This window comes from Spongiibacter taiwanensis (genome assembly GCF_023702635.1).
GTDB classification, from domain to species: domain Bacteria; phylum Pseudomonadota; class Gammaproteobacteria; order Pseudomonadales; family Spongiibacteraceae; genus Spongiibacter; species Spongiibacter taiwanensis.
Map to the genome: position 1 here is coordinate 1653755 of NZ_CP098455.1, position 25996 is coordinate 1679750.

The following is a 25996-nucleotide window of genomic DNA, read 5'->3' on the forward strand; positions in this document are numbered from 1 at the left end:
AGAAATCACGTCGCTTTCAAACGAGGCGGGCATTCTAGTCGAACTCACCCCAAGACGCAACGAGATTACAGCTTTTTTTCTCTACCGAAATTTCAGCATTTTTCTTATCAATCAATTGACTATAAGCAGCCTCCCAACCAGGCGAACCAGGCACCCCCTCAAGGGAAAGCCAGTAGGTGATATCGCGCTGCTCAAGCTTACGCACCTTGGCGTCGTAGCCCTTCTGCCGCATACGCTTGGCCTGCACTTCTGCCCGATCTGGGTCGCTAAACAAGCCGAGGGAAACCGCATTTTCCAGCGGGCCGTTGCGAATGACGAAGCTGTCTATCTTTTTCTTGCGCAGCTGCTGATGCTCAGCATTGGCCACCGCATAGCTTTCATACACACCGAGATACACCCAATACTCTACCGATCGACTAAGCTCCTTTCCCCGAATTTTCAAATCGCCCGGGCCATCGGCGGCGAGTCGAGCTGCCGCCAAAGTCGGATAAGGACCCGCGGTCCAGCACTCCGCCGCAACCGGCGCCACGTCTTCTGCCCCGCCATCTGGCGAGCTCCCGGAGGATGCACTTAGCAGGCTTTCGGGCGCCCCTGCGCCAACACCACCATCCGGCAGCTCAACCTCAGACAGCAATACAATCGGCTGCCCCTCAGCCGCCACACCCACCCCGGCGACCTCCGGCGGCCCACCGCCCTCTGATGCCCGCCAGAAGTAAAAACCAATATTTGCCAGAATCAGCAACGCAAAAAACCAACGCATTTAGGGTGCACCCCAATTGTCTGCCATCGCAAAAAAAAGGCCGTCCATCACCAACTCCGGCCGGATCAGCCACTCGCTCGCCGCCTGCCCCACCAACGCGGCGATTTGAGCGCCATCCCCCCCGGCGACAACAACCGAAAAATCTTGCCGCCAACGGTGTGCCGCCTCAGCCAAGACGCGCTGAACCGCGCCCACCAAGGCCAGCCACTTACCGTGATGAACGCACTCTTCGGTGCTGACTCCGGGTTTGTCACTGGGAAGATCTTCCAAATCGAAGCGCACCCGGCCAGTGTTTTGAGCTAAGGCCTGTAACATCATATTTGCACCAGGGATGATGTAGCCACCAAGGTGCTGCCCGCCCGTATCGACTAAATCGATGGTCAACGCTGAACCCGCATCGATGACCACGCAAGCCCGCTGACATTCGTTATAGGCTGCCAACATGGCCAGCCATCGATCAACGCCCATACGCGCGACATCAGCATAAGCGCTGCGCACACCAGCCTGGGAGGAGGCCGACTGGGCAAACTGCACTTTGGCACCGCGGGACTCAAAGAGCCCCCGCAGCGCCTGGTTGCGCGCATCATTTGCGACCGACGCCACCCAAATGAGCGAGGTATCCGGGGCGAGCACCGCAAGTTCGTTGAAATCACTGACCCGGCCACCGTTGAGGCGGTTCGCCCCCGCCATGCTGCGCCATTTGATTGCGCTATTGCCGACATCCAGCTCCAGCCGACTTATAGAAGAAGGCACTACCCCATACTCCGCAGGCTAATCTCGCCGCCGCGAAAAACCCGCTGACTGCCGTCGATATCCACCTTGAGCCCGCCACTCTCATCCACCCCCTGAGCGCAACCAATCAGCATCTGCTCCCCCAGGTGAATAGCCACTTCCTGACCGCGATAGGCATCGAGAGCCCCCCATTCCTCCCGCAACTGGGCAAACCCCGAGCGAGAGAATTCCTCAAGTACGTTGATAAGATGAGTCACCAGCAGAGCCACAAACCGATTGCGATCCACCTTTCCCACCACGGAATAAAGGTCATTCCACGGCTGACCAATCTCGGCGGTGCTGGCGCCACGCAAATCCAGATTAACGCCAACGCCAATAATGACCTGGCAGATACCCGCCGGGTCGCCCTGCATTTCCAACAGGATTCCGGCAATTTTTTTACCGTGATACAAGACATCGTTGGGCCATTTCAGCTGAGCCTCCCCGGCACCGGCATCGCGCAGAGCGCGAACCACCGCCACCCCAATAGACAGACTCAAGCCCTCGAGGGCGGCCGCACCGGAGGAGAACTGCCACACCAACGACAGGTAAACATTGCGACCGAAGGGGCTTTGCCAAACTCGCCCGCGCCGCCCCCGGCCGGCGGTTTGCTGCTCCGCCAGACACAAGTAGCGATAGCCCGGCACACCAGGAGCATTGGCTGCGGCCACGGTATTGGTCGAGTCCACCACCTGGAAAATATCCAGCACCGGCAATGATTCAGACACACCTGCAGGCAGCGCGCTCCTGATTGCATCTGCACTGAGTAAGCTCAAGCCGTCAACGACGCGATACCCCCGCCCCTTTTTGCTTTCCAGCGCCAGGCCGAGCGATTCCAATTTTTTGACCTGCTTCCAGACCGCCGTGCGGCTGACGCCAAGCAGTGCGCCCACCTCTTCACCGGAATGAAATTCGCCATCTGCCAGCAATTCAATTAATTTGTTGTCAGCCACTCAGCCCACCCCCAACCGTAACGTCGGGGATAATAGCAAAGCGGCGCCGCCCTGACATATCCGTCACTCATTGCTTGTCCGGGCCCGTCACGCCTTACCAAAACGCGCCCGCAAGGCCGTTTTCACCACCTTGCCATTCGCGTTTCGAGGCAAGGCATCAACCAGCTCTAGCACCTTCGGCAATTTGTAGCGCGCCAACTTGGGCTCCAAAAACGCCACAACAGCCGTTAAATCCAGTGTCGCACCAGGCTGCAAGGCCGCTACGACGACGGCTTTTTCACCCCACTTCTCATCTGGCGCACCAATCACGGCGACTTCGGCGATATCCGCATGCTCATACAGCAGCCCTTCAATTTCCGCCGGGTAAATATTCTCACCGCCGCTGATAATCATGTCCTTTATGCGGTCGCATATATAGTAGAACCCCTCGCTGTCGAAATAGGCGCCATCACCGGTTCGATACCAGCCTTCTGCATCAAGGGCAGCCTTGGTTGCATCAGGCTGATTCCAATACCCGCAGGTTATATTGCCTCCTCGAGCGCACAACTCGCCCTTCACTCCAGGTTCGGTAATACGCGCACCCGAAGCGTCGATTAGCTTCACCTCATTTAAAGGACCTGCTCGACCACACGAACCCAGCTTTGACTGGCCCCGCTCGGTCTCAAGAAAGGTCAACCCTGCCGTGGCCTCGGTCATGCCATAGCACTGACTGATGGGTATGGACCTGGCAGCGTAGGTTTTCAACAGCGGCTCAGGCACCGGCGCCCCGCCGGCCACAATTAACCGCATGGCCGAAAGATCCGCTTGGGCAAAGTCGTCATGCTGGCTCGAAAACAACAACATGGCAGGCACCGCAAAGGAAACCGTGGCGCGATATTCCTCCATATCTCGCAGGTACAGGGCGGGATCAAAACTCTCCTGCAGTACCAGATGCCCGCCAACAAACAGGGTCACCAACAAGACCACGCACAGGCCGCCAACATGAAACAGCGGGGCGCAGACCACCGTGACATCCTTGGAGGTGAAGTCACTGGTCAGCACCCAGTTCATATTATTCACCCAGATATTGCGATGGCTGATCATCACCCCCTTGGGCACACCCGTTGTACCCGAGGTGTACATCAGAGTGACAATATCGTCCGGCATACAATCCAGCGCTGGCACAATTGCACCAACGGCGGATAACAGCGGCTCCAAGCGCAACCAGCCGTCGCAATCATCCCCAAAGGTGAAGAAGTGCTCACAGGGAAGCTGATTCTGTGCCGAGGAAAGCGCCCTGGCGTAGTGGGCATCAGCAATCACCGCCGCCGCACCCGCATCTTCAATAATCGCCACCAGCTCTGCGACCGCTAGCCGGAAGTTGAGCGGCACGAGAATCGCGCCAACGCGAGCCGCTGCAAAGCCGGCAAACAAGGTGACCGGGTTGTTCAAACCGAGATAGGCAATGCGATCACCCTTGCCGATCCCACGACTGTCAAACACCGTCGACAGCCGCTCGATCTCGTGCTGCATCTCGCCGTAGCTCCAGGTCTGCCCTTTAAAGCTCAACGCCGATCGCTCCGGGGCCCGCGCCGCGCGGCGCCGAAACCACTCCGCATAGCCAGTCGGTTCAAGGGTTTGGGATTGCTGGGAGGTATATTGCATCTGCGCTTCCTTTATTATCATTGATCGACGGGCACCAGGCGGCCCCTCCCGCCACGGCCCATTCAGGTCAAAAAATATAACAGTATTTGTTCGCCTGCTGGGAAGAAACTGGGTATACCGCACCTGAACTTGAAGGTAGATCTGACCCGGGCCGGGTGGTTTGGCTAATCGCCAGAGCAAGCCGAGAAGCTGCCGCTTTCTGAGCTATCTCCACAAAGCCCTGCGACTAATTCCCCAACGCCATTCCTATCTCCTCGCCCAAATAAAAGCCGCCACCAGCCAGCTCGGCGACGCGCACTACCGCAACAAATGCCGCAACACCGACGGCTGGAAGAGGCACTCACCGGTTTCAATCTATTGACCAAAACGACCAGCCATCTCTCACATCCGGCCATAACTTGCCAAAACGAATTTCACTACCGTAACGGATCGCGTCAGGTAGCCCCCTTCATTACAACAATATCGAGGTAAGCCAAACCAATGACACGCAGCCCGCATTTGCACCTCCGACACTACATCCTGGCAACAGCATCGCTTCTCCTATCTCATTCTCTACTCGCCACTCCAATGCTGGAAGAGGTGTTGGTTACCGCTCAAAAGCGCAGCCAAAGCACGCAGGACATCCCTGTTGCTGTCACAGGCCTTGGCGGAGACGCACTGGAAAAACTGGGATTTGATAATGCCAATGATATCGGCGCCCAGGTGCCCAACATGCAAGTCAGTGGTGCTTACGGCGAAGTTCAACCGATATTTGCCATTCGCGGCGTCAGCATGTCGGATTACAGTTCCAATCAGGCAAGCCCGATAGGCGTCTATGTTGATGAAGCCTATCTGGGCCCGACCTACAGCCACGGTGCCAATTTTTTCGATGTCGAGCGGCTTGAAGTTTTGCGAGGCCCGCAAGGCACGTTGTACGGAAAAAACACCACCGGCGGCGCCATCAACATCATTACCCGCACCCCCGGTTTTGACGGCGAAGCGCGCCAATATATCAAAGCCGGAATAGGCAGCTTCAACGCCCACTCACTGGAAGCCGCGGCAGAGACAGAACTGGTCCCAGGCTCATTGTCACTGCGCGCATCCGGCAGCCTGAAAAAGCATGACGGGTGGATGGAGATTAAAGGACAGAGCAGAAACGGCGCGGAAAGCGACTTTCGCGGCGGGCGAGTGGCTCTCAACTGGCTCATCAATGATCGCTGGGACGCAGCACTAAAGCTTTCATCTGCAAAAAGCGACGGCAGCAGCACCACCCCAAAAGGAATGGGCCGAACCGACGTCAGAGGCCTAGACCCCAATGGCACTGGCTATATCAATTACACGGGTTACGACCGACCTCAAAACCTGGACTTCCATGAAACCGAGGCCAACAGATCTGGCGCACTGACCACACACACTGACCTTGCCGTGCTGACCCTGAACTACAATGCGGACAATTATACGCTCACTTCCGTGAGTGCTTTTCTGGATGCCGATTATTATCAAGAGCAAGATACCGACGGCGGCCCGACGGGCTTGCTAGAAATTATTTGGGCCTCAGACTCTCAAAGCTACAGCCAAGACCTCCGCATCACCTCTAACCTGGAGGGCCGCTTTAATTTTATTGCCGGCCTGTATTACGGCTATGAGGAGCTGTACATGCAGAATGCGTATTACATCTTCCGGGACCTGCCCGACCCTCGGGTTGTTATCGCCAAACCCGATGCTGCCAGCGACGCCCCCTTTCTGCTAGACGTAGGCGAGATCATCCAGCGCATGAGCACCGAGAAGGAAAGCGCCGCCGCATACACCCAATTGCGTTTTGATGTCACCGCCGCCTTCGGTATTGATATTGGCTTGAGGTATACCCAAGACCGCAACACCATGCCCTACCTGAACCTGTCTCGTTACCGCGATGACGGCACCCCCGTCGGCACCTGGCTACCCGGCAATAGCACCGGCGTTGACAATGGTTGGCTGCGCATCCCCCTATCGCCTGGGGCACTAGTGGATATTATTGCCAACCCCAGCTCCGTTACCGCCGTTACTGCCGGGGGCTACACCCATGGCCCGTTCACCCTGGACTCAGCCCCAGAGCTCAACGCGAAAGAAAAGGAGTGGACCGGAAAAATCGGGGCCGATTACCGCTTTGATGAATCATGGATGGTATACACCAGCATCAGCCGGGGCTACCGAGCCGGCAGCTTTAATGGTGGCGTGTATTACGAGGAAAGGCCGCTGGCCACGGCCTACGCCGCGCCTGAATACATTACCGCCTATGAAATTGGTGCCAAGGCAGATTTGCTCAATGGGCAAATGCGCCTAAACACTGCGGCATTTTATTACGACTACACTGACCAGCAATTTATTAATGTTGTTGGCATTTCCAACTTTCTGGAAAACGCTGGCGCCTCGAGCATCGCCGGCCTGGAAACAGAGCTATGGCTGCGAGCGACTGAACGACTGACCTTTCAAGTGGGCCTGGGTTATCTTCAAACGGAATATTCCGAGCTTACACTCGCCAACACCGAGACCCTCGGCGACCCAAGCGACCAGGTCGACTTATCGGGCAATGAGCTGATCTCGGCGCCCAAAATCAACTTCAACCTTTCAGTCGATTATGACCTACTGGTCACCGACTCAGGCTATCTCAGCGTCAACGCGAACACTAGCTACCAAGACGAGCAATGGTTCAGCGCCTATAACGACCAATACGGCTACGACGAAATCCGCCAAGACGCCTATTGGCTGCTAAACGGCCGGCTCGGCTGGTACACCAATGATGGCAGCTATAGCATTTCAATGTGGGGCAAAAATCTGCTCGACAAGGAGTACCACGTCTACGCTCTCAATCTGCAGGCAAGCTTCGGCTTTGACGAATATATCGCTGGTGAACCTCGAAGTTACGGCGTAGAAGTCAGCTGGAATTTCTGACCAAGGGCTGCGGGAGCCGGCGCAGTCCTTCTTGCGCGGCGCAGAGCGTGATCCCCAGACGCCTGGCAGGCCGACGCCGCTCACAACCAAATGCCGCAGCTTTCTGCTGGACAAGGCAGAACCAGGGCATACAGTGCGCTTCCCATAAAGGGGGTTTAATTAAGGCTGGTAAAACGCTGGCCAACGCCTGCCCTGGCCTCGAGAGGCCGAGGCTATGAGGCTGACGGCCCATAAAAGGCGCCGGAGGCCAGTCCCGAATCCGAATTAACCACCTATTTCTCTGCCTGCTAACCCGCCGCGCTGGCGCCCCACGATTCTGGCGGACAGTTTTTTAGGCAATTTTGTAAAAATCCGTCGCTAAAATGGGCGATACGCCAAATTGGAGGAGAAATTTTTCTCCAATTTCTATATTGTAGCGGCCTATTTTTTAACCCAGCTTATTTAGAGAGCGCCATGACAGACCTATCCTTCTACCGCAACATCGGTATTTTCGCCCACGTTGATGCCGGCAAAACCACCACTACCGAGCGTATTCTCAAGCTGACCGGTAAAATCCACAAAATTGGTGAGGTTCACGAAGGGGAATCCACCACTGACTTTATGGAGCAGGAAGCCGAGCGCGGCATTACTATCCAGTCTGCAGCCGTTACCTGTGAGTGGAATCGCCACCGCCTGAACGTTATCGACACCCCCGGACACGTTGACTTCACCGTGGAAGTTTACCGTTCACTGAAAGTACTGGACGGCGGTATCGGCGTATTCTGTGGTTCCGGCGGCGTTGAGCCCCAGTCCGAAACCAACTGGCGCTACGCGAACGACTCTAAAGTTTCCCGTCTGATTTTCGTTAACAAGCTGGACCGCGTTGGCGCCGACTTCCTGCGCGTCACCGAGCAGGTCAAAAAGGTGCTGGGCGCCAACCCGCTGATCATGACCCTGCCAATTGGTCGCGAAGATGAGTTTGTCGGTGTAGTCGACCTGCTCACCCGCAAAGCTTACGTCTGGGACGATTCTGGCCAGCCCGAAAACTACGAAGTTAAAGACGTGCCCGCCGATATGGAAGACGATGTCGAAACCTATCGCGAAATGCTGGTCGAAACTGCCGTGGAAATGGACGACGACCTGATGATGGCCTACATGGACGGCGAAGAGCCCTCCATCGACGACCTCAAACGCTGCATCCGCAAGGGCACACTGCACCTGAACTTCTTCCCGACCTACTGTGGCTCTGCCTTTAAAAACAAAGGCATGCAACTGCTGTTGGACGCGGTCGTAGACTACCTGCCCAGCCCGACTGAGGTTAACCCGCAGCCGCTGACCGACGAAGAAGGCAACCCCACTGGCAAATACGCCACGGTTTCCCCAGACGAGCCCTTCCGCGCTCTGGCATTCAAGATCATGGACGACCGCTTTGGCGCCCTGACCTTCGTACGGATTTACTCCGGACAGCTGAACAAAGGCGACACCATCCTCAACTCATTCACCGGCAAGACTGAACGCGTCGGCCGGATGTGTGAAATGCAGGCGGACGAGCGTAACGAACTGACTCACGCAACTGCAGGCGACATCATCGCCATCATCGGCATGAAGAACGTACAGACCGGTCACACTCTGTGTAGCGAAGACCACCCCTGTACTCTGGAAGCCATGGTGTTCCCAGAGCCTGTTATCTCCATTGCGGTTGCACCGAAAGACAAGGGCTCGACCGAGAAAATGGGTATCGCCATCGGCAAGATGGTGGCAGAAGACCCGACCTTCCGCGTCGAAACTGATGAAGACTCTGGTGAAACCATCCTGAAAGGTATGGGTGAACTGCACCTGGATATTAAAGTCGACATCCTCAAGCGTACCTACGGCGTTGAGCTGGTCGTTGGTCAGCCCCAGGTGGCTTACCGCGAAACCATCTCCCAGGAAGTGGAAGACAGCTACACCCACAAGAAGCAGTCTGGTGGTTCCGGTCAGTACGGTAAAATCGACTACACCATCAAACCCGGCGAACCCAACACGGGCTTCACTTTCACCTCAACAGTGGTGGGCGGTAACGTTCCCAAGGAATTCTTCCCCGCTATTGAGAAAGGCTTTAAGTCCATGATGGGCACCGGCCCGCTGGCAGGCTTCCCGGTACTGGACGTTGCCATCAACCTGCACGACGGTGCTTACCACGCTGTTGACTCATCGGCTATCGCCTTCGAAATCGCCGCCAAAGGCGCATTTCGTCAAACCATGCCGAAAGCCGGTCCGCAGCTGCTGGAACCCATCATGAAAGTGGACGTCTTCAGCCCCGAGGATCACGTTGGTGATGTCATCGGTGACCTGAACCGTCGTCGCGGCATGATCTCCGGTCAGGAACCCAACGCCACCGGTGTTCGCGTAAAAGCCGATGTGCCACTGTCAGAAATGTTCGGTTATATCAGTACTCTGCGCACCATGACCTCTGGCCGGGGCCAGTTCTCTATGGAGTTCTCCCATTACGCGCCCTGCCCAGCTAATGTGGCAGAAGCCGTCATTGCTAAAGAGAAAGAGAAGAAGGCCGCTAAGTAAGTTAGTCGCCTAAGTCTGACGCGAAGCCCCGCTGGCGATGCCAGCGGGGCTTTTTTTCGTCTATTGGAAATGCGTCGGGGGGAGACGGGAGACGGGAGACGGGAGACGGGAGACGGGAGACGGGAGACGGGAGACGGGAGACGGGAGACGGGAGACGGGAGACGCAAAGTATTGGCGCAGGATAGTTAACGATCAAATTTTTGACCGAGGATAATCACCATTTTGAGCACATCTGGTGCTTAACGGATGTCAGTGTGGACAGCAACGGCATGGAACGCTTTGACCATTTATAAGAATTGGACAGCCTTCGGCCTTGTTGAGCCTGTCCGATGAGCGCAGCGAGTGATTTGGGCATCGTGGCGGAGCGAAGACGGCCCCTAGGAGCGAGCGCCAGGGGTGGCGCGAGCCCATTGCCTTAGGGCAGAGCCTGGTGGAAGGGACGGAGGCTTGATAGATGACCTACATTGATGGCGATCAGCGATCGCCACCCCTGCGGGGCGCCTTCGCTGCGCTACGGCGTCCAAACCGGTTCCTGCGGAACATCGGTTCCGGGGTCGCGCACGACTCACATGAGCCCGGCATTTAGTGGCAGAAGGTCGTCGCGCCCTAAATAAAAAACCCCGGACAGCTAACGCTGACCGGGGTGTCAATGTGGCCCGCGACCGCAGGGAGTGCTGTGGCCATTTATTTAGAAGGGGGCCGCCTTCGGTACTGGCGAGGGCCTGCCCCATGAGCGCAGCGAGTGATTTGGGCGTCGTAGCGCAGCGAAGACGGTCCGCAGGACCGAGCGCCAGGGGTGGCGCGAGCCATTGCCGTCGGTACCCAAAGCGCTTCGCGGGGCAGGCTCTCAGCGCCAGTTGCCCAGCGCTTTAAAATCCACATAAAAAATGCCCTGACCATTACTGATCAGGGCATTTTAGTTTAGAAGCCTGGCGACAAATCAGCAGGAGCTGATTTGGGCGCTGTAGCGCAGCGGAAGCGGGGCGTATCCCCGAGCGCCAAGGATGGCGCGAGCCCTCACCGTAGGGCAGAGCCTAGTGGACTCCACTTCCAGAGACCCATGAAAAAACCCGAGGCTCTAACGAACCTCGGGTTTTTAATTAAAGCCTGGCGATGACCTACATTGTGTTGCGAGCAGTGCTGAGCCTGCCCCGCGAGCGATAGCGAGTGCTGTGGGTACGCAATCCCTTTGGGATGCCTCCGCTACGCTGCGGCACACCAAGCTGGCACCTTCGGTGCATCGCTTGTCACATGGCAGCTCTGCGAGCTGCTTAACGGAACAGAGATTCCTCGCGATCCTAAATAAAAAACCCCGGACAGCTGCGCTGACCGGGGTGTTTTATTTAGAAGCCTGGCGATGACCTACTCTCACATGGGGAAACCCCACACTACCATCGGCGATGACACGTTTCACTTCTGAGTTCGGGATGGGGTCAGGTGGTTCCGTGTCTCTATGGTCGCCAGGCAAACTGGCTTGGTATGCGTTGAGTCTCACTGTCGCGTTGACATGCTCTCGGCACGACCAAATAGGGTGGTAACTAAGCTGAATACTGTTTTCTCAGTTGCCTTTTCAGGCTGCCGGATCTGACTCCGACCGTTGCAACAATCCGCTGCAGTTTCTTGATTTTCTACGATGGCAAGACCACTTGATTATATGGTCAAGCCTCACGAGCAATTAGTACAGGTTAGCTCAACGCCTTACAACGCTTACACACCCTGCCTATCAACGTCCTGGTCTTGAACGGCTCTTTAGGGGAATCAAGTTCCCAGGGAGATCTTATCTTGGAAGAGGCTTCCCGCTTAGATGCTTTCAGCGGTTATCCCGTCCGAACATAGCTACCGGGCAATGCCACTGGCGTGACAACCCGAACACCAGAGGTTCGTCCACTTCGGTCCTCTCGTACTAGAAGCAGCTTTCCTCAAATCTCCAACGCCCACGGCAGATAGGGACCGAACTGTCTCACGACGTTCTGAACCCAGCTCGCGTACCACTTTAAATGGCGAACAGCCATACCCTTGGGACCGGCTTCAGCCCCAGGATGTGATGAGCCGACATCGAGGTGCCAAACACCGCCGTCGATGTGAACTCTTGGGCGGTATCAGCCTGTTATCCCCGGAGTACCTTTTATCCGTTGAGCGATGGCCCTTCCATACAGAACCACCGGATCACTATGACCTACTTTCGTATCTGCTCGACTTGTCAGTCTCGCAGTTAAGCGCGCTTGTGCCATTACACTAACCTCACGATTTCCGACCGTGATTAGCGCACCTTCGTGCTCCTCCGTTACACTTTGGGAGGAGACCGCCCCAGTCAAACTACCCACCACACAATGTCCTCGATCCAGATCATGGACCTGAGTTAGAACCCCAATAGTACCAGGCTGGTATTTCAAGATTGGCTCCACTCAAACTGGCGTCTGAGTTTCAAAGCCTCCCAGCTATCCTACACAAGTAATATCAGAGTCCACTGTGAAGCTATAGTAAAGGTTCACGGGGTCTTTCCGTCTAGCCGCGGGTATACGGCATCTTAACCGCAATTTCAATTTCACTGAGTCTCGGGTGGAGACAGCGTGGCCATCGTTACGCCATTCGTGCAGGTCGGAACTTACCCGACAAGGAATTTCGCTACCTTAGGACCGTTATAGTTACGGCCGCCGTTTACCGGGGCTTCGATCAAGAGCTTCGCTTACGCTAACCCCATCAATTAACCTTCCGGCACCGGGCAGGCGTCACACCGTATACGTCCACTTTCGTGTTTGCACAGTGCTATGTTTTTGATAAACAGTCGCAGCCACCTGGTCACTTCGGCCAGCCTCAGCTTAGGGAGCAAGTCCCATCACCAAAGCCGGCGTACCTTCTCCCGAAGTTACGGTACCATTTTGCCTAGTTCCTTCACCCGAGTTCTCTCAAGCGCCTTGGTATTCTCTACCTGACCACCTGTGTCGGTTTGGGGTACGGTTTGTTATAACCTGAAGCTTAGAAGATTTTCTTGGAAGCATGGCATCAACGACTTCGTCCAAAAGAGGACTCGTCATCACCTCTCAGCCTTAGGGAACCGGATTTGCCTAATCCCCCAGCCTACTAGCTTAAACACGGACAACCAACGCCGTGCTCGCCTAGCCTACTCCGTCCCTCCATCGCAGTTATAACAAGTACGGGAATATTAACCCGTTTCCCATCGACTACGCATTTCTGCCTCGCCTTAGGGGCCGACTAACCCTGCCCTGATTAACATGGGGCAGGAAACCTTGGTCTTCCGGCGGGGAGGTTTTTCACCCCCCTTGTCGTTACTCATGTCAGCATTCGCACTTCTGATACCTCCAGCATGCCTCTCGACACACCTTCGCAGGCGTACAGAACGCTCCTCTACCACGCGCAAAGCGCGTCCGCAGCTTCGGTTCTACGTTTAGCCCCGTTACATCTTCCGCGCAGGCCGACTCGACTAGTGAGCTATTACGCTTTCTTTAAAGGATGGCTGCTTCTAAGCCAACCTCCTAGCTGTCTGAGCCTTCCCACATCGTTTCCCACTTAACGTAGATTTGGGACCTTAGCTGGCGGTCTGGGTTGTTTCCCTCTTGACGACGGACGTTAGCACCCGCCGTCTGTCTGCCGTGATTGTACTCCTGGGTATTCGGAGTTTGCATGGGTTTGGTAAGTCGGGATGACCCCCTAGCCCAAACAGTGCTCTACCCCCCAGGGTAAGACACGACGCTCTACCTAAATAGATTTCGAGGAGAACCAGCTATCTCCCGGTTTGATTAGCCTTTCACTCCGATCCACAGCTCATCTCCAAATTTTTCAACATTTGTGAGTTCGGTCCTCCAATGCCTGTTACGGCATCTTCAACCTGGCCATGGATAGATCACCGGGTTTCGGGTCTAATGCATGCAACTAAATCGCCCTATTAAGACTCGGTTTCCCTACGCCTCCCCTAAACGGTTAAGCTTGCTACATACATTAAGTCGCTGACCCATTATACAAAAGGTACGCAGTCACAGAACAAGTCTGCTCCTACTGCTTGTACGCATACGGTTTCAGGTTCTATTTCACTCCCCTCTCCGGGGTTCTTTTCGCCTTTCCCTCACGGTACTGGTTCACTATCGGTCAACTAGTAGTATTTAGCCTTGGAGGATGGTCCCCCCATCTTCAGTCAAGATAACACGTGTCCCGACCTACTTATCGCAAGCTTAGTACCACAAGCGTGTTTTCGTGTACGGGGCTATCACCCTGTATCGCCGGACTTTCCAGACCGTTCCACTAACACACAAGCTATCACTTGCAGGCTGATCCCCGTTCGCTCGCCGCTACTAAGAGAATCTCGGTTGATTTCTTTTCCTCAGGGTACTTAGATGTTTCAGTTCTCCTGGTTCGCTTCTCAAGACCTATGTATTCAGTCAAGAGATACCTAGCTTATGCTAGGTGGGTTTCCCCATTCGGACATCGCGGGATCAAAGTCTGGTTGCCGACTCCCCCACGCTTTTCGCAGGCTCCAACGTCCTTCATCGCCTCTAGTTGCCAAGGCATCCACCGTATGCGCTTAGTCGCTTGACCATATAAGCAAATAGACTCGCCATCGCCATATCATCAAGAAACTGCTACTGATCACACGCGACTTGCTGCGTGATCAGGTTTTCGCCGGATTATTACAACACTTGAGAAAACAGTGTTTTGTTTCAGCTTAATTACCTTGTTAAAGAACATCTGATTGCAAAAACCAGAAACAAACCCACTCGATACTACATACTTCATCAAGAAGGCTTATTTCTAGTCTTTAAAAGCGATACGGGATTTAATTACCACTGCGTTCGAACCATGAACCAAAATGTCGCTGATCAAGGCGCCGGACTGCGTAGTGTGCGATTAGCACATGAGCAGTTCGGCAACGCCGAGCAGAGCCATTTTGGTGGGTCTGGGAGGACTTGAACCTCCGACCTCACCCTTATCAGGGGTGCGCTCTAACCACCTGAGCTACAGACCCAAATTCTTACTCACAAACAAACTCGGGTAGTAGCCTGTTTAGGTCCGCGAGCACTTGCAGCATGGTGGAGCTAAGCGGGATCGAACCGCTGACCTCCTGCGTGCAAGGCAGGCGCTCTCCCAGCTGAGCTATAGCCCCAATAGTCGGGTCGAACACGCCGCTAACGCGACGATTCAGGTATCGCTTTCAACCAATGGAGATTAGACAATTCGTGTGAGCACTTGCCAACTTCGTTGCGCTCAAGTTAAGGAGGTGATCCAGCCCCAGGTTCCCCTAGGGCTACCTTGTTACGACTTCACCCCAGTCATGAACCACACCGTGGTGAACGTCCCCCTTGCGGTTAGACTATCCACTTCTGGTGCAATCCACTCCCATGGTGTGACGGGCGGTGTGTACAAGGCCCGGGAACGTATTCACCGCGACATTCTGATTCGCGATTACTAGCGATTCCGACTTCATGGAGTCGAGTTGCAGACTCCAATCCGGACTACGAACAGTTTTAAGGGATTGGCTCCATCTCGCGATATTGCAGCCCTCTGTACTGCCCATTGTAGCACGTGTGTAGCCCAGGTCGTAAGGGCCATGATGACTTGACGTCGTCCCCACCTTCCTCCGGTTTGTCACCGGCAGTCTCCTTAGAGTTCCCACCATAATGTGCTGGCAACTAAGGACAAGGGTTGCGCTCGTTACGGGACTTAACCCAACATCTCACGACACGAGCTGACGACAGCCATGCAGCACCTGTCTCTAGGCTCCCGAAGGCACCAAGGCATCTCTGCCAAGTTCCTAGGATGTCAAGACCTGGTAAGGTTCTTCGCGTTGCATCGAATTAAACCACATGCTCCACCGCTTGTGCGGGCCCCCGTCAATTCATTTGAGTTTTAACCTTGCGGCCGTACTCCCCAGGCGGTCAACTTAGTGCGTTAGCTGCGCCACTAAAGAATCAAGTTCCCCAACGGCTAGTTGACATCGTTTACGGCGTGGACTACCAGGGTATCTAATCCTGTTTGCTCCCCACGCTTTCGCACCTCAGCGTCAGTATTGGTCCAGTGAGTCGCCTTCGCCACTGATGTTCCTTCCTATATCTACGCATTTCACCGCTACACAGGAAATTCCACTCACCTCTACCATACTCTAGCTCCGCAGTATCAAATGCAGTTCCCAGGTTGAGCCCGGGGCTTTCACATCTGACTGACGAAGCCGCCTACGCGCGCTTTACGCCCAGTAATTCCGATTAACGCTTGCACCCTCCGTATTACCGCGGCTGCTGGCACGGAGTTAGCCGGTGCTTATTCTGCAAGTAACGTCACAGCTGCCGGGTATTAACCGACAACCTTTCCTCCTTGCTTAAAGTGCTTTACAACCCGAAGGCCTTCTTCACACACGCGGCATGGCTGCGTCAGGGTTTCCCCCATTGCGCAATATTCCCCACTGCTGCCTCCCGTAGGAGTCTGGGCCGTGTCTCAGTCCCAGTGTGGCTGATCATCCTCTCAGACCAGCTACAGATCGTCGCCTTGGTGAGCCTTTACCTCACCAACAAGCTAATCTGACGCGGGCTCATCTGATAGTGGAAGGTCCGAAGATCCCCTCCTTTCCCCCGTAGGGCGTATGCGGTATTAGCTCGAGTTTCCCCGAGTTATCCCCCGCTACCAGGTAGATTCCCACGCGTTACTCACCCGTCCGCCACTCTACTCAGTCCGAAGACCTTTCGCGTTCGACTTGCATGTGTTAGGCCTGCCGCCAGCGTTCAATCTGAGCCATGATCAAACTCTTCAGTTCAATCTTTTACATCAGCTTTCGCATGATGGGATAGTTACGCAAAACCTGCTTTACTATCCAAAATCTCGGCTCAGAAGCTCAGAATCGTATTCAAATTCATGAATTTACGAGTCACTTGCTTCTGAATATTTATGTCGCAAATACCCATCAACAAGCGCCCACACGAATTATCTAATCTCTTCTTTTTAAACAACTCAAAACCGCCAGGGTTTTGATTTGCTTCAGGTTTCTCCCGAAGCGAGGACGCGTATTATACAGACTTCGTCCCGCCTAGCAACAAGTATTTTTAAACTTTTTTGCTAGCTCAACCACCTTAGCAATTTGCCCTAGAACCTTCGCCCTAGCGCGTCTGCCTCAGCAGTTGAGGAGGCGCATTATAGAGACGACCAACTCAGAGTCAACGGGTTTTTAAAAGAATTTTTCAAAAAGATGACAATCGATTAGAAACCACTCAACTTGCGCAAAAACCGAGCAGTGGCGAGCACTTACAGCTCAAGAAACAACCAGCAACTGGTATTTCTTCTTACCCAGGCGAACAACAAAGTAGCGACCGAAGAATGCGCGCTCGACACTGAACAGCGCCGGCAACTGCATATTCTGCTCGATTCCCACTGACTCACCGTTGATGAATACCGCGTTGCGACCCAAGGCATCCTTAACTTGCTTGCCCGGCGCCAGATCAACATCCGCCAATAGTTGTGTCAGCGGCATATCCATCAAGCTCGCCCGCTCAACATCCGCACAAGGGAGACCATCAAGGGCCAGCTGCTGCAAGTCTCGCTCAGACAAATCCTGCAGCGCCCCAGAGAAAAGCGCCTCAGTGATACGCCGAGCCGCCTCTAGCCCTTCCTTACCGTGGATCAATCCCGTCATTTCTGCAGCCAAAACCCCCTGAGCCCGCGGGCGACCTTGAGCCTCTTCATCCTGACGCTGGATCTCGGCGATCTCTTCAACCGGAAGGAAGGTGAAATAGCGGAGGAACTTATACACGTCTGCATCAGCAGTCCCCAGCCAGAACTGGTAAAAGGCATATGGAGAGGTCTTGGCAGGGTCCAGCCAAACGGTTCCCGACTCGGTCTTACCAAACTTGGTGCCATCGGCTTTCGTCACCAACGGCATCGTCATTCCATGAACCTGCGCACCATGCATCCTGCGAGCCAGGTCAATCCCCGCGGTAATATTGCCCCACTGATCAGAACCACCGAGCTGCAAGGTGCATTCGCGGCGTTTGTAGAGCTCGGCAAAATCCAGGGCCTGCAATAGCGAATAGCTGAATTCAGTGAACGAAATCCCGGAGCCTTCCCGATCAATACGCTGCTTCACCGACTCCTTGGCAATCATGCTATTAACAGAGAAGTGCTTACCGATATCGCGCAAAAACTCCAAGGCGGTCATCGGCCCAAACCAATCCAGATTGTTGGCCAACTCCGCCGAGTTAGCGCCGCAATCAAAATCAATAAAGCGCGACAGCTGTCCCTTTAAGCGCTCCACCCACGTTGCCACAATGTCGGGCGTATTTAGCTGGCGCTCCTGCGCTTTGAAACTGGGATCGCCGATCAGCCCGGTTGCACCGCCAACCAGGGCGATAGGCTTATGTCCGGCCATCTGAAAGCGCTTCAGCGCCAACAGCGGCACTAGGTGTCCTATATGAAGACTGTCAGCCGTGGGATCAAAGCCGCAATACAGGGTTCGGGATGCGCTGGCGAGATACTCTCCAAGGCCATTTTCGCCCGTCATTTGAGCAATCAAGCCTCTCGCCTCGAGATCCGCCACAAAGCCCGTATCCAGCCCGGTCATATCGTCTTACCTTCTTCTATATTTCGGCGCTACCGAAATTCGGCCCGCAATCTGAGGCCAATCAGTGATTTGGAGATCGGGCAAGATACAACAACGACTTCGAAAAGCAAGCACAGCCAAGCCTTAGCGGCCCATGCTAGCTAGAAATCACATTAACTTTCGGTTTGTACGGGCTTTTGTCCCAATGGTAATTTGCTATACTGCGCGAAATTTATACACTGTGACAAATTTACATTTCTAACACTATGCGAAACTGGAAACCAAAGCGGCACGCCGTAAAACCGTCCACCGCCAAATTCCCGCGACACCACCTCGCATTGGCCGCATCGACCCTGATTGCGGTGGGCATCGCTCTTTTACTTTTGCCGGGCGAAAATGCCGAAGCAAAACGCACCGCGATTCCGCTAAACCTTGAGCTCAGCCCGATCCGCCCGCAGAGCCCGATTAACGAGGCACCTCTCGCAGAGGTCGAGCCCGAAAAGCCCTGGCTGGATATCACGGTTAAGCCCGGCGACTCTCTGTCGGCTATTTTTGGGCGGGCCAACCTTACCGCCCAAGACCTTCACGAGCTACTTAGCAGCGCCTCCAAGGCCAGCGCCCTCAGCAAAATTCGCCCCGGCCAAAAGCTGTCATTTCAAATCAATGACGATGGCAAGCTCGATGCCATGAGCTTTCAGATCGACAAGCTAAATAGCCTGGTCTTTGAGCGCAGCGTCGCTGGGTTTAGCACCACCGAGCTGGCAGAAACCCCGGAGGTCCGGCAACGCGTTGCCAGCGCCACCATCACCAGCTCCCTTTACAAGGCTGCTCATGAGGCGGGTGTTGGGCAAGGCATCATCATGGAGCTGGCCAACATTTTCGGCGGCGTGCTGGATTTCGTCTACGACGTTCGCAAGGATGACTACTTTATAGTCATTTATGAAGAGCTTTACCTCAATGGTGAGCTCCTCGGCAGCGGCCAAATCCTGGCCGCCCAGTACTTCAACCAAGGGCGCTCCTTTGAAGCTTATCGTTATATCAATAATGAAGGCGAAGTCGACTACTTCTCCGAGAAGGGCGAAAGCATGCGCAAAGCCTTCCTCCGTGCGCCCCTCGACTTTACCCGCATCAGCTCCGGCTTTAACCCGAAGCGCCTGCATCCGGTTTTCAAAACCGTTCGCCCTCATCGGGGCATTGACTATGCAGCGCCCCGCGGCACACCGGTATATGCCGCTGGCGATGGTCGCGTCATAGAATCAGGCTACTCCAAGGCCAATGGTAACTACGTCTTTATTAAGCATGGCGAAGCCTACGTGACCAAGTACCTGCACCTGCACAAACGCGCCGTCTCAAAAGGCTCCCGGGTGCGGCAACACGAAACCATCGGCTGGGTGGGCTCCACTGGCTATGCTACCGGCCCGCACCTGCACTACGAATTCTTGATGAATGGCGTACACCGCAATCCAGCGACCATCGTCGACAAACTGCCTCCACCGACCCGGGTTGGCAGCGGCGAAATGCCGGCCTTCAAGCAGCAAATCAGCGGCATGCAAATGCAGCTCAGAACCTACGCCGCCCAACGGAATTACACTTCCGGTAGCGATGCAGGTTAATGCCTGAGCTCTACATCGGCCTGATGTCGGGCACCAGCCTGGACGGTATTGATGCCGCGCTGGTGTCCTTCGACAACGACCAACTCACTCTCAAGCACCACCTCTGCCTCGACATCCCGTCACCACTCAAGCACGAGTTGCTGTCGCTTTGCCACGGCACCGACAACGAAATCGACCGCCTGGGACGCGCTGACCGTCTATTCGCACTCGCGATGGCCGACTGTGTGATGCAGTTATGCAAGCAAGCGCAGATCGACACCACTCAGGTTCGCGCTATTGGCAGCCATGGTCAGACCGTTCGCCATCGGCCACCGGCACCCACCACCCCTCATGGGGAGGCATTTACGCTGCAGATTGGCGACCCCAATACGCTAGCCGAAGTTAGTGGCATCACCACGGTAGCTGATTTTCGCCGCCGCGATATTGCCGCTGGCGGGCAGGGCGCGCCACTAGTCCCTGCGTTTCACGCCGCAATGATGCACAAGACCGGGGTCAATCGCGTGATTGTGAATATCGGCGGTATGGCAAATATCTCCGTACTCACCGGTGATGGCCGAGTGAGCGGCTTCGACACAGGCCCCGGCAATGTCTTGATGGATTGCTGGATTCAGCAACACCGAGGCCAGCCTTTCGACCGTGACGGCGCATGGGCGGCCAGCGGCAACCCAATTGCTGAGCTCGAGTCTGCGTTTCTCGACAAACCTTTCTTTACGACCAGTGGCCCAAAGAGCACTGGCCGGGAAGACTTCAACCCAGCCGCCCTCGACACCATTCTCCAGACCCTGCCCCGACTCAATCCCGAAGATGTTCAGCACAGCCTATTGCAGGTCACAGCAAAGAGTATTGCCCTGGCAATCAAGCAACATGCCCCGGCAACCACCGAAGTGTTTGTGTGCGGCGGCGGGGCGCACAATCGGGCACTGCTGGCTGCGCTACACCAACAATTGCCCAGCTGCAAAATAGCGACCACCAGCAAACTCGGCATTGATCCAGACTGGGTCGAGGCCTGCGCATTCGCCTGGCTCGCCCGACAAACCCTGTTAGGCCAACCCGGAAACGTGCCAGCGGTTACCGGCGCCCGCGGCCAACGCATCTTGGGCGCAATCTACCCCGCCTGATTACCCCAGCGAAATCAGAACAGATACCCGACCGACAGGGTGTAGACAAAGGGGTCAACCTCAATGGTGCTGGTGACTTTATTCCCGCCAGCGAAACGTATCTCTGCATCGGTTTCCAGATCAATCCACCTGACTGACGCATTCACCAGCCAGTGATTATCGATATGAAAATCCACTCCCAGCTGAACGGCCACACCGAACGAGTCGTCAAGTTTCAATTTGCCATCATTTAAGCCCAGTCCAGCAAAAGCAGCATCGGCCTCGGCGGTGATTTCCTCGTCAAAAAGGAAGGTGTAGTTCAGCCCAACCCCAGCATAGGGTTGTGCGCGACCGATGCGCGGAAGGTGATAAACCAGGCTCAGTGTCGGCGGGAGGTGCTTAAACTCGGCTATCGTCAGCCCCTGCAATTCACCAGTTCCCTCCGCCTCGTGCTCGAAAGGGGTTGCGACCAGCAGCTCGACACCCCACTGCGGGGTTAGAAAATATTCAATGTTCGCGCCCAGCTGGGTGTTACTGTTTAGCCCAATCCCGGATCGTCCGCCGCTCAGGCTGATAATAGACCGATTGAGTTCAACCTCTTCACTGGACTCCCTGGGATCGGTAGTGGTTGCACCTATTCGCACCAGAATATCCCCCGCTTCAAACGCTGCAGAAGCCTGTGCTCCCAGAACCAGAGCAAGGGTCAGGGGAGTCGCGATAATAATCGTTTTCATAGTGTTTCCTCAGATTCGAAAATGACCTGATGCCATTTAAGCCGGGGGCGACACTCCTGAAATTGATCTGGATTAACGGATTGCAACAAAATGGAGTCAGCGGCATTTCGCAGAATCAGCGCTGCCGCATAAAATCTTGACGAGAGTTATCCACACCCGAAAGCTGACGACCACAGGAATCGCTAGAAGGGGGCAATCAGTGCAGGTTGGAGCCCTTGGTCCGCGCACGCGAAACAGTATTCTCCGAGCTCACCGCAGATGACTTGCCATCAAATACCGACATATCTGCACGGTGGACCACATCCTCCAACGCCGTGTCACTCAGGCGCATTGCGGAGATTCCCACCGACACGCAGGGCTGGACGACCAACCCCTCATCCACGGCCACTGACACCTTGTTTGCCAGCCTACAGATATCCTCAGCAACCGTACGCGCATTGGCCAGATTGGTCCGGGTCAATAGCATCACAAATTCGTCACCACCAATTCGGCCAAACAGATCGTGCTCCCGCTTGCGAGCCATACACGTTTGCGCAAAGCTTTTCAGCACACGATCGCCTACAGAATGACCGAAGTTATCGTTGATCGCCTTAAACTTATCCAGATCGAAGTAGAGCAGACTGAACCCGGTACCGTGCCGTTTTGCCCGGCTGAATTCACGCGCAGCTTCAAGAAAAAACGCACGGCGACTCAAGCTGCCCGTGAGCTCGTCGTGCTGCGCCATTTGCAGTATCTGCTTGAGACATTGGCGGCGCTCAAGGTGAACAGCCACTCTGGCTTGCAACACCGCAGACGAGAAGGGCTTTCTCAAAAAGTCGATAGCCCCCAGACGCAGTGCTTCACACTCGAGCACCTCATCGCTATCCGCAGTAATCATAATGACCGCCACCCCCGTCCGTTCGCGAAACTGCTTTATTGCTCGCAACACTTCCAGACCGTCCATATCCGGCAGTCGATAATCCAACAGGATCAAGTCAATATCGGGTGATAACAGCTCGAGGGCTTCGCGGCCGCTGCGGGCGACTGAAATTTTCTGGCACTGACCCAGCACCGCTGAAAATGCGGTCAGAACTGTTTCGTCGTCATCGACGATCAGCACGTGGCCGGTGCTTTCGGTGCACAGAGTGTCCATGATATGTCGCAACATGGCGAACCCCTTGGTAGACGCAAGTTTACATCGCCGACACGCTCCTTTGCCGAGCAACAAACTACGGTCCATTATTGCAAGAACGCGGCAGAGTGCAGTGAGTAATTCTACTAATGACGTGATCAGTACGTCAGGAGGGAAGCGCTGCCCCGCAGTGGGGGCAGACTAGTGAGTAGCGGCAGGTTAAATAGAAAAAGACGAGCCACAACCGCAGGTAGTGGCGGCATTCGGGTTACTGACGACGAACCGAGAGCCCTCAAGGCCCTCGGTGTAATCCACTTGGGCGCCCTCGAGATACTGATAACTGAGCGGGTCCACCAACACCGTTACCCCATCTTTTTCAATCAAGGTGTCGTCTTCGTCAGCCAGCTCATCAAAGGTGAAGCCGTATTGAAAGCCAGAGCAGCCACCACCAGTCACAAAGACCCGCAATTTCAGCTCGTCATTGGCTTCCTCTTCAACCAGGCTTTTCACCTTGGCTACCGCACGTTCTGTTAACGCCAGTACGGTGGGCGTAAATTGCTCAACCGCAGACATAATGTCACCTCTATTTCTAACGGGCCGCTGTAAGCGACGTTAGCCAAAATTATCGTATTCCTGAGCAAATTGATCAAGAATTGCCGCCGGTCAGGGCAGCAGCGACACACCCTGAAGCCCTGCCGTCTCCGGCAACCCAAACATGATGTTCATATTCTGGATCGCCTGACCGGAGGCGCCTTTGACCAGATTATCAATTACCGACAACACGACCACCGTGTTGCGCCCCTGGGGTTTGTGCACCGCGATCCGGCACATATTGGCGCCGCGCACCGTGCGGGTTTGCGGCAGGCTACCCGGCGGCATGACGTCGACAAAGGGCGCATTGGCGTAGCGCTCTTCGAACAGGCTTTGCAGCTGCTCGACGCTGGTGTCAGGGTTGCTCACCTCGGAAAACAATGTGGCATGAATACCCCGAACTTGGGGCAGCAAGTGCGGCGTAAAGGTCAGTGATACCGGCCCCTTCGCGGCGACCATCAGCTCCTGCTCGATCTCAGGCAAGTGACGATGTCCGGCCACACCATAGGCCTTGAAGCTCTCGGAAAGTTCGGCAAACAAATTGTCAACCTTTGCCTGCCGGCCCGCCCCGCTGACCCCGGAGGCAGCGCTGGCGATCAACCGGCTTGGATCAACCAGTTTGCTCTCCAGCAGAGGAATGAAGCCCAACTCCACCGCAGTAGGGTAGCAGCCGGGACACGCAATCAGCTTGGCGTCGGCAATCGCAGCGGCGTTAGTCTCAGGCAGACCATATACCGCCTCGGCCAGCACGTCGGGGCACAAGTGCTCTTCGTTATACCACTTCGACCACAACGCCGCGTCGCGAATTCGAAAGTCTGCCGACAAATCCACAACCCGGGTACCGGCAGCCAGCAGCTCTGGCACCAGGTTCATCGCCACATTATGAGGCGTCGCAAAGAACACCACATCACAGCTGGACAGGGCGGCGACATCTGGAACGGTAAAGCGCAGGTCCACATAGCCCCGCAAACTTGGAAACAACTCGTCTACCGGCACACCATCTTCCGCCCGGGAGGTGATCATTGCCACCTCGGCATCGGGGTGAGCGGCAATCAATCGCAACAATTCCGCACCGGTGTAACCGGTACCGCCAACGATTCCAACTTTCAGCACTGTACTGTCCTCCGTTCCCCACCTGAGGGTTTCATTTATCTCGATCCAAGACCTGGGGGCCGGTTCGCTCCAGCGCCGCCGCATCGCTACTGCTCTGACCCGCTTCCGGCTCACGGGGTTTCATCATGGCTTCCCACCCCCGCAGCAGGTCCCGGGCAAGCACATGGTAAATCGGCTCCGGCATCACCAATTTGGATACCACTGAACCCACCAATGCCCCCACCATCAAGGCCGGCAAAATATCATGATTATTGCCGGTGAGCTCCAACACAATCACAAAAGCGGTCACTGGTCGCTGCACCACACCGGCAAAGTAACTGGCCATACCCACCAAAATTAGTGCCACTGGCGACACATCGCTAAACAGCGCCCCCATGGCAGCACCCAGCTCAGCACCAGAGGCCAGGCTGGGGGAAAAAATCCCACCTGGAATGCCGCTCAGGTAGGTCAGCGCGGTCGCCGCAATTTTCCCAAAAGCAGTGTACCAACTTCCCTCGGTTTCGCCCGCCAGCAGCGACTTGGCTTCCAGATAACCACTTCCCATGGTGAGTCCACCCGAGGCGATGCCCATGGCGGCCAATATCAGGCCAATCACCAGGGCAACCCGCATCGGCGCCCTGGCGATAAGTGGCGCAATAGCTCGGTTTCCCTCAACCAGCGCAAAACTGAACAGGCCGCCCAACAACCCGCAGAATAAGCTGGTAATAATCAAATAGGGATAGTGATCAAAGCTCATGGCGCTGACATCGGGCACGCCGAAGTAACTGTAGTGCCCGGCAAACGCCAGCACCACCACCCCAGAAAGGATAATGGCCAGAATCAAGGTCCCCGAGCTGCGCGCTTCCATCGACTGCTGCAGTTCTTCTACCGCAAACACGATCCCGGCCAACGGGGCATTAAATGCCGCCGATACCCCCGCGGCACCACCTGCCACGATCAAGCCACTCTCAACCTGCCGCCGCTTCAGCTTCGCCCAGACACCAAACTTGTACATCAGCGCGGCGCCCACGTGGACACTGGGACCCTCGCGGCCAACCGTCGCGCCCACCAGCAACCCGAAGCAGGTTAAGAAGACCTTGAGCAGCGCAACCCGAAGCGAAAGAAAACTCTCTCTAAGCCAGTGATAGCTCTGCTTGTGAACCAAAAGTACCTGGGGAATACCGCTGCCTTTGGCAGCTTTGCCGCCACGATTCATAATTGCAACGATGGTCATCAAACCCAGCGGCGTGATCCACAAAAAATGCCACGGATAGCGCTGAAAAACCTGATGAAAAACCTCAAAGCTCTCTTCCGAAAGCCAGGCAAAACCCTGAATCACCAACCCGACCGTCAGCGCCCCCACCCAGAACACCAGGCGTGTTTTCCAATCTTCGAGGGTACCGAGCTGGCGACGGGTGCGGCGATGACTGAGTAACCACCATAACCGCAGCCGCCGCCTCGCACGGGTGCGTACTTCTGGGCTCATTGCTGCCAGTGTCCTGTCAAAGGAGAATTGCGGAGACGATTCAAATAACGACGAGTGGGCGGCGCCCACGAAGGCAAAGCACGCATTGTATGCTATTTTACCGCCCTGCCCCAGTGCCCCGCGGGTAGCGCCCGAACCGCTGAGCATTATTGATCACTCAAGG

The 25996-nt window shown here is 55.4% G+C and carries 14 protein-coding genes, 2 tRNA genes and 3 rRNA genes; 4 read left to right on the top strand and 15 right to left on the bottom strand.

What is annotated here, in order from left to right:
- Positions 1–34 precede the first annotated feature (34 nt).
- From NCG89_RS07685 to NCG89_RS07700, 4 genes are all read right to left on the bottom strand, one after another.
- Entirely contained in the window at positions 35–760 is a 726-nt protein-coding gene (locus NCG89_RS07685) for an SPOR domain-containing protein (RefSeq protein WP_251089169.1), read from the bottom strand.
- The gene (locus NCG89_RS07690) at positions 761–1513 is read right to left on the bottom strand and encodes a type III pantothenate kinase (protein WP_251089170.1); all 753 of its coding nucleotides are present in this window, start codon (positions 1511–1513) and stop codon (positions 761–763) included.
- Positions 1513–2484: a bifunctional biotin--[acetyl-CoA-carboxylase] ligase/biotin operon repressor BirA gene (birA, locus tag NCG89_RS07695; protein WP_251089171.1), complete on the bottom strand. Its 972-nt coding sequence runs from the start codon at positions 2482–2484 to the stop codon at positions 1513–1515. The genes NCG89_RS07690 and birA overlap by 1 nt, the downstream gene beginning before the upstream one ends.
- Positions 2485–2571: 87 nt before the next feature.
- Positions 2572–4128, bottom strand: a complete 1557-nt coding sequence (locus tag NCG89_RS07700; protein ID WP_251089172.1) for an acyl-CoA synthetase — start codon at positions 4126–4128, stop codon at positions 2572–2574.
- 579 nt (positions 4129–4707) lie between these two features.
- Between NCG89_RS07700 and NCG89_RS07705 the strand changes: the two genes are divergently transcribed.
- Entirely contained in the window at positions 4708–7038 is a 2331-nt protein-coding gene (locus NCG89_RS07705; RefSeq protein WP_251089363.1) for a TonB-dependent receptor, read from the top strand.
- Between the two features lie 453 nt (positions 7039–7491).
- The gene (gene fusA / locus NCG89_RS07710; protein ID WP_251089173.1) at positions 7492–9576 is read left to right on the top strand and encodes an elongation factor G; all 2085 of its coding nucleotides are present in this window, start codon (positions 7492–7494) and stop codon (positions 9574–9576) included.
- 1349 nt (positions 9577–10925) lie between these two features.
- Here fusA and rrf read toward each other — a convergent pair.
- From rrf to tyrS, 6 genes are all read right to left on the bottom strand, one after another.
- A 5S ribosomal RNA gene (rrf, locus tag NCG89_RS07715) occupies positions 10926–11041 on the bottom strand.
- 189 nt (positions 11042–11230) lie between these two features.
- Positions 11231–14127, bottom strand: a 23S ribosomal RNA gene (locus NCG89_RS07720).
- A 350-nt stretch (positions 14128–14477) separates the two neighbouring features.
- Positions 14478–14554 (bottom strand) — tRNA-Ile (locus NCG89_RS07725).
- Between the two features lie 62 nt (positions 14555–14616).
- Positions 14617–14692 (bottom strand) — tRNA-Ala (locus tag NCG89_RS07730).
- Between the two features lie 107 nt (positions 14693–14799).
- Positions 14800–16333, bottom strand: a 16S ribosomal RNA gene (locus NCG89_RS07735).
- The 16S, 23S and 5S rRNA genes sit together here with 2 tRNA genes alongside, the layout of an rRNA operon.
- Positions 16334–16825: 492 nt before the next feature.
- The gene (tyrS, locus tag NCG89_RS07740; protein WP_251089174.1) at positions 16826–18130 is read right to left on the bottom strand and encodes a tyrosine--tRNA ligase; all 1305 of its coding nucleotides are present in this window, start codon (positions 18128–18130) and stop codon (positions 16826–16828) included.
- A 317-nt stretch (positions 18131–18447) separates the two neighbouring features.
- Here tyrS and NCG89_RS07745 point away from each other — a divergent pair, with 317 nt between their 5' ends.
- Positions 18448–19722 carry a peptidoglycan DD-metalloendopeptidase family protein gene (locus NCG89_RS07745; protein ID WP_251089175.1) on the top strand — a complete coding sequence of 425 codons (1275 nt, stop codon included), beginning with the start codon at positions 18448–18450 and terminating at the stop codon, positions 19720–19722.
- Positions 19722–20840, top strand: a complete 1119-nt coding sequence (locus NCG89_RS07750; protein ID WP_251089176.1) for an anhydro-N-acetylmuramic acid kinase — start codon at positions 19722–19724, stop codon at positions 20838–20840. The genes NCG89_RS07745 and NCG89_RS07750 overlap by 1 nt, the downstream gene beginning before the upstream one ends.
- 14 nt (positions 20841–20854) lie before the next feature.
- Here NCG89_RS07750 and NCG89_RS07755 read toward each other — a convergent pair whose 3' ends face one another.
- The 5 genes from NCG89_RS07755 to NCG89_RS07775 form a co-directional block, all read right to left on the bottom strand.
- Positions 20855–21553, bottom strand: a complete 699-nt coding sequence (locus tag NCG89_RS07755; RefSeq protein WP_251089177.1) for an OmpW/AlkL family protein — start codon at positions 21551–21553, stop codon at positions 20855–20857.
- Positions 21554–21749: 196 nt separating this feature from the next.
- Positions 21750–22700, bottom strand: a complete 951-nt coding sequence (locus NCG89_RS07760) for a GGDEF domain-containing protein (RefSeq protein WP_251089178.1) — start codon at positions 22698–22700, stop codon at positions 21750–21752.
- 183 nt (positions 22701–22883) lie between these two features.
- Positions 22884–23237: an iron-sulfur cluster insertion protein ErpA gene (gene erpA, locus NCG89_RS07765; RefSeq protein ID WP_251089179.1), complete on the bottom strand. Its 354-nt coding sequence runs from the start codon at positions 23235–23237 to the stop codon at positions 22884–22886.
- A 90-nt stretch (positions 23238–23327) separates the two neighbouring features.
- A complete protein-coding gene (argC, locus tag NCG89_RS07770) occupies positions 23328–24368 on the bottom strand; it encodes an N-acetyl-gamma-glutamyl-phosphate reductase (RefSeq protein ID WP_251089180.1) in 1041 nt (346 codons plus the stop codon).
- A 31-nt stretch (positions 24369–24399) separates the two neighbouring features.
- Entirely contained in the window at positions 24400–25833 is a 1434-nt protein-coding gene (locus NCG89_RS07775) for a chloride channel protein (protein ID WP_251089181.1), read from the bottom strand.
- Positions 25834–25996 lie beyond the last annotated feature (163 nt).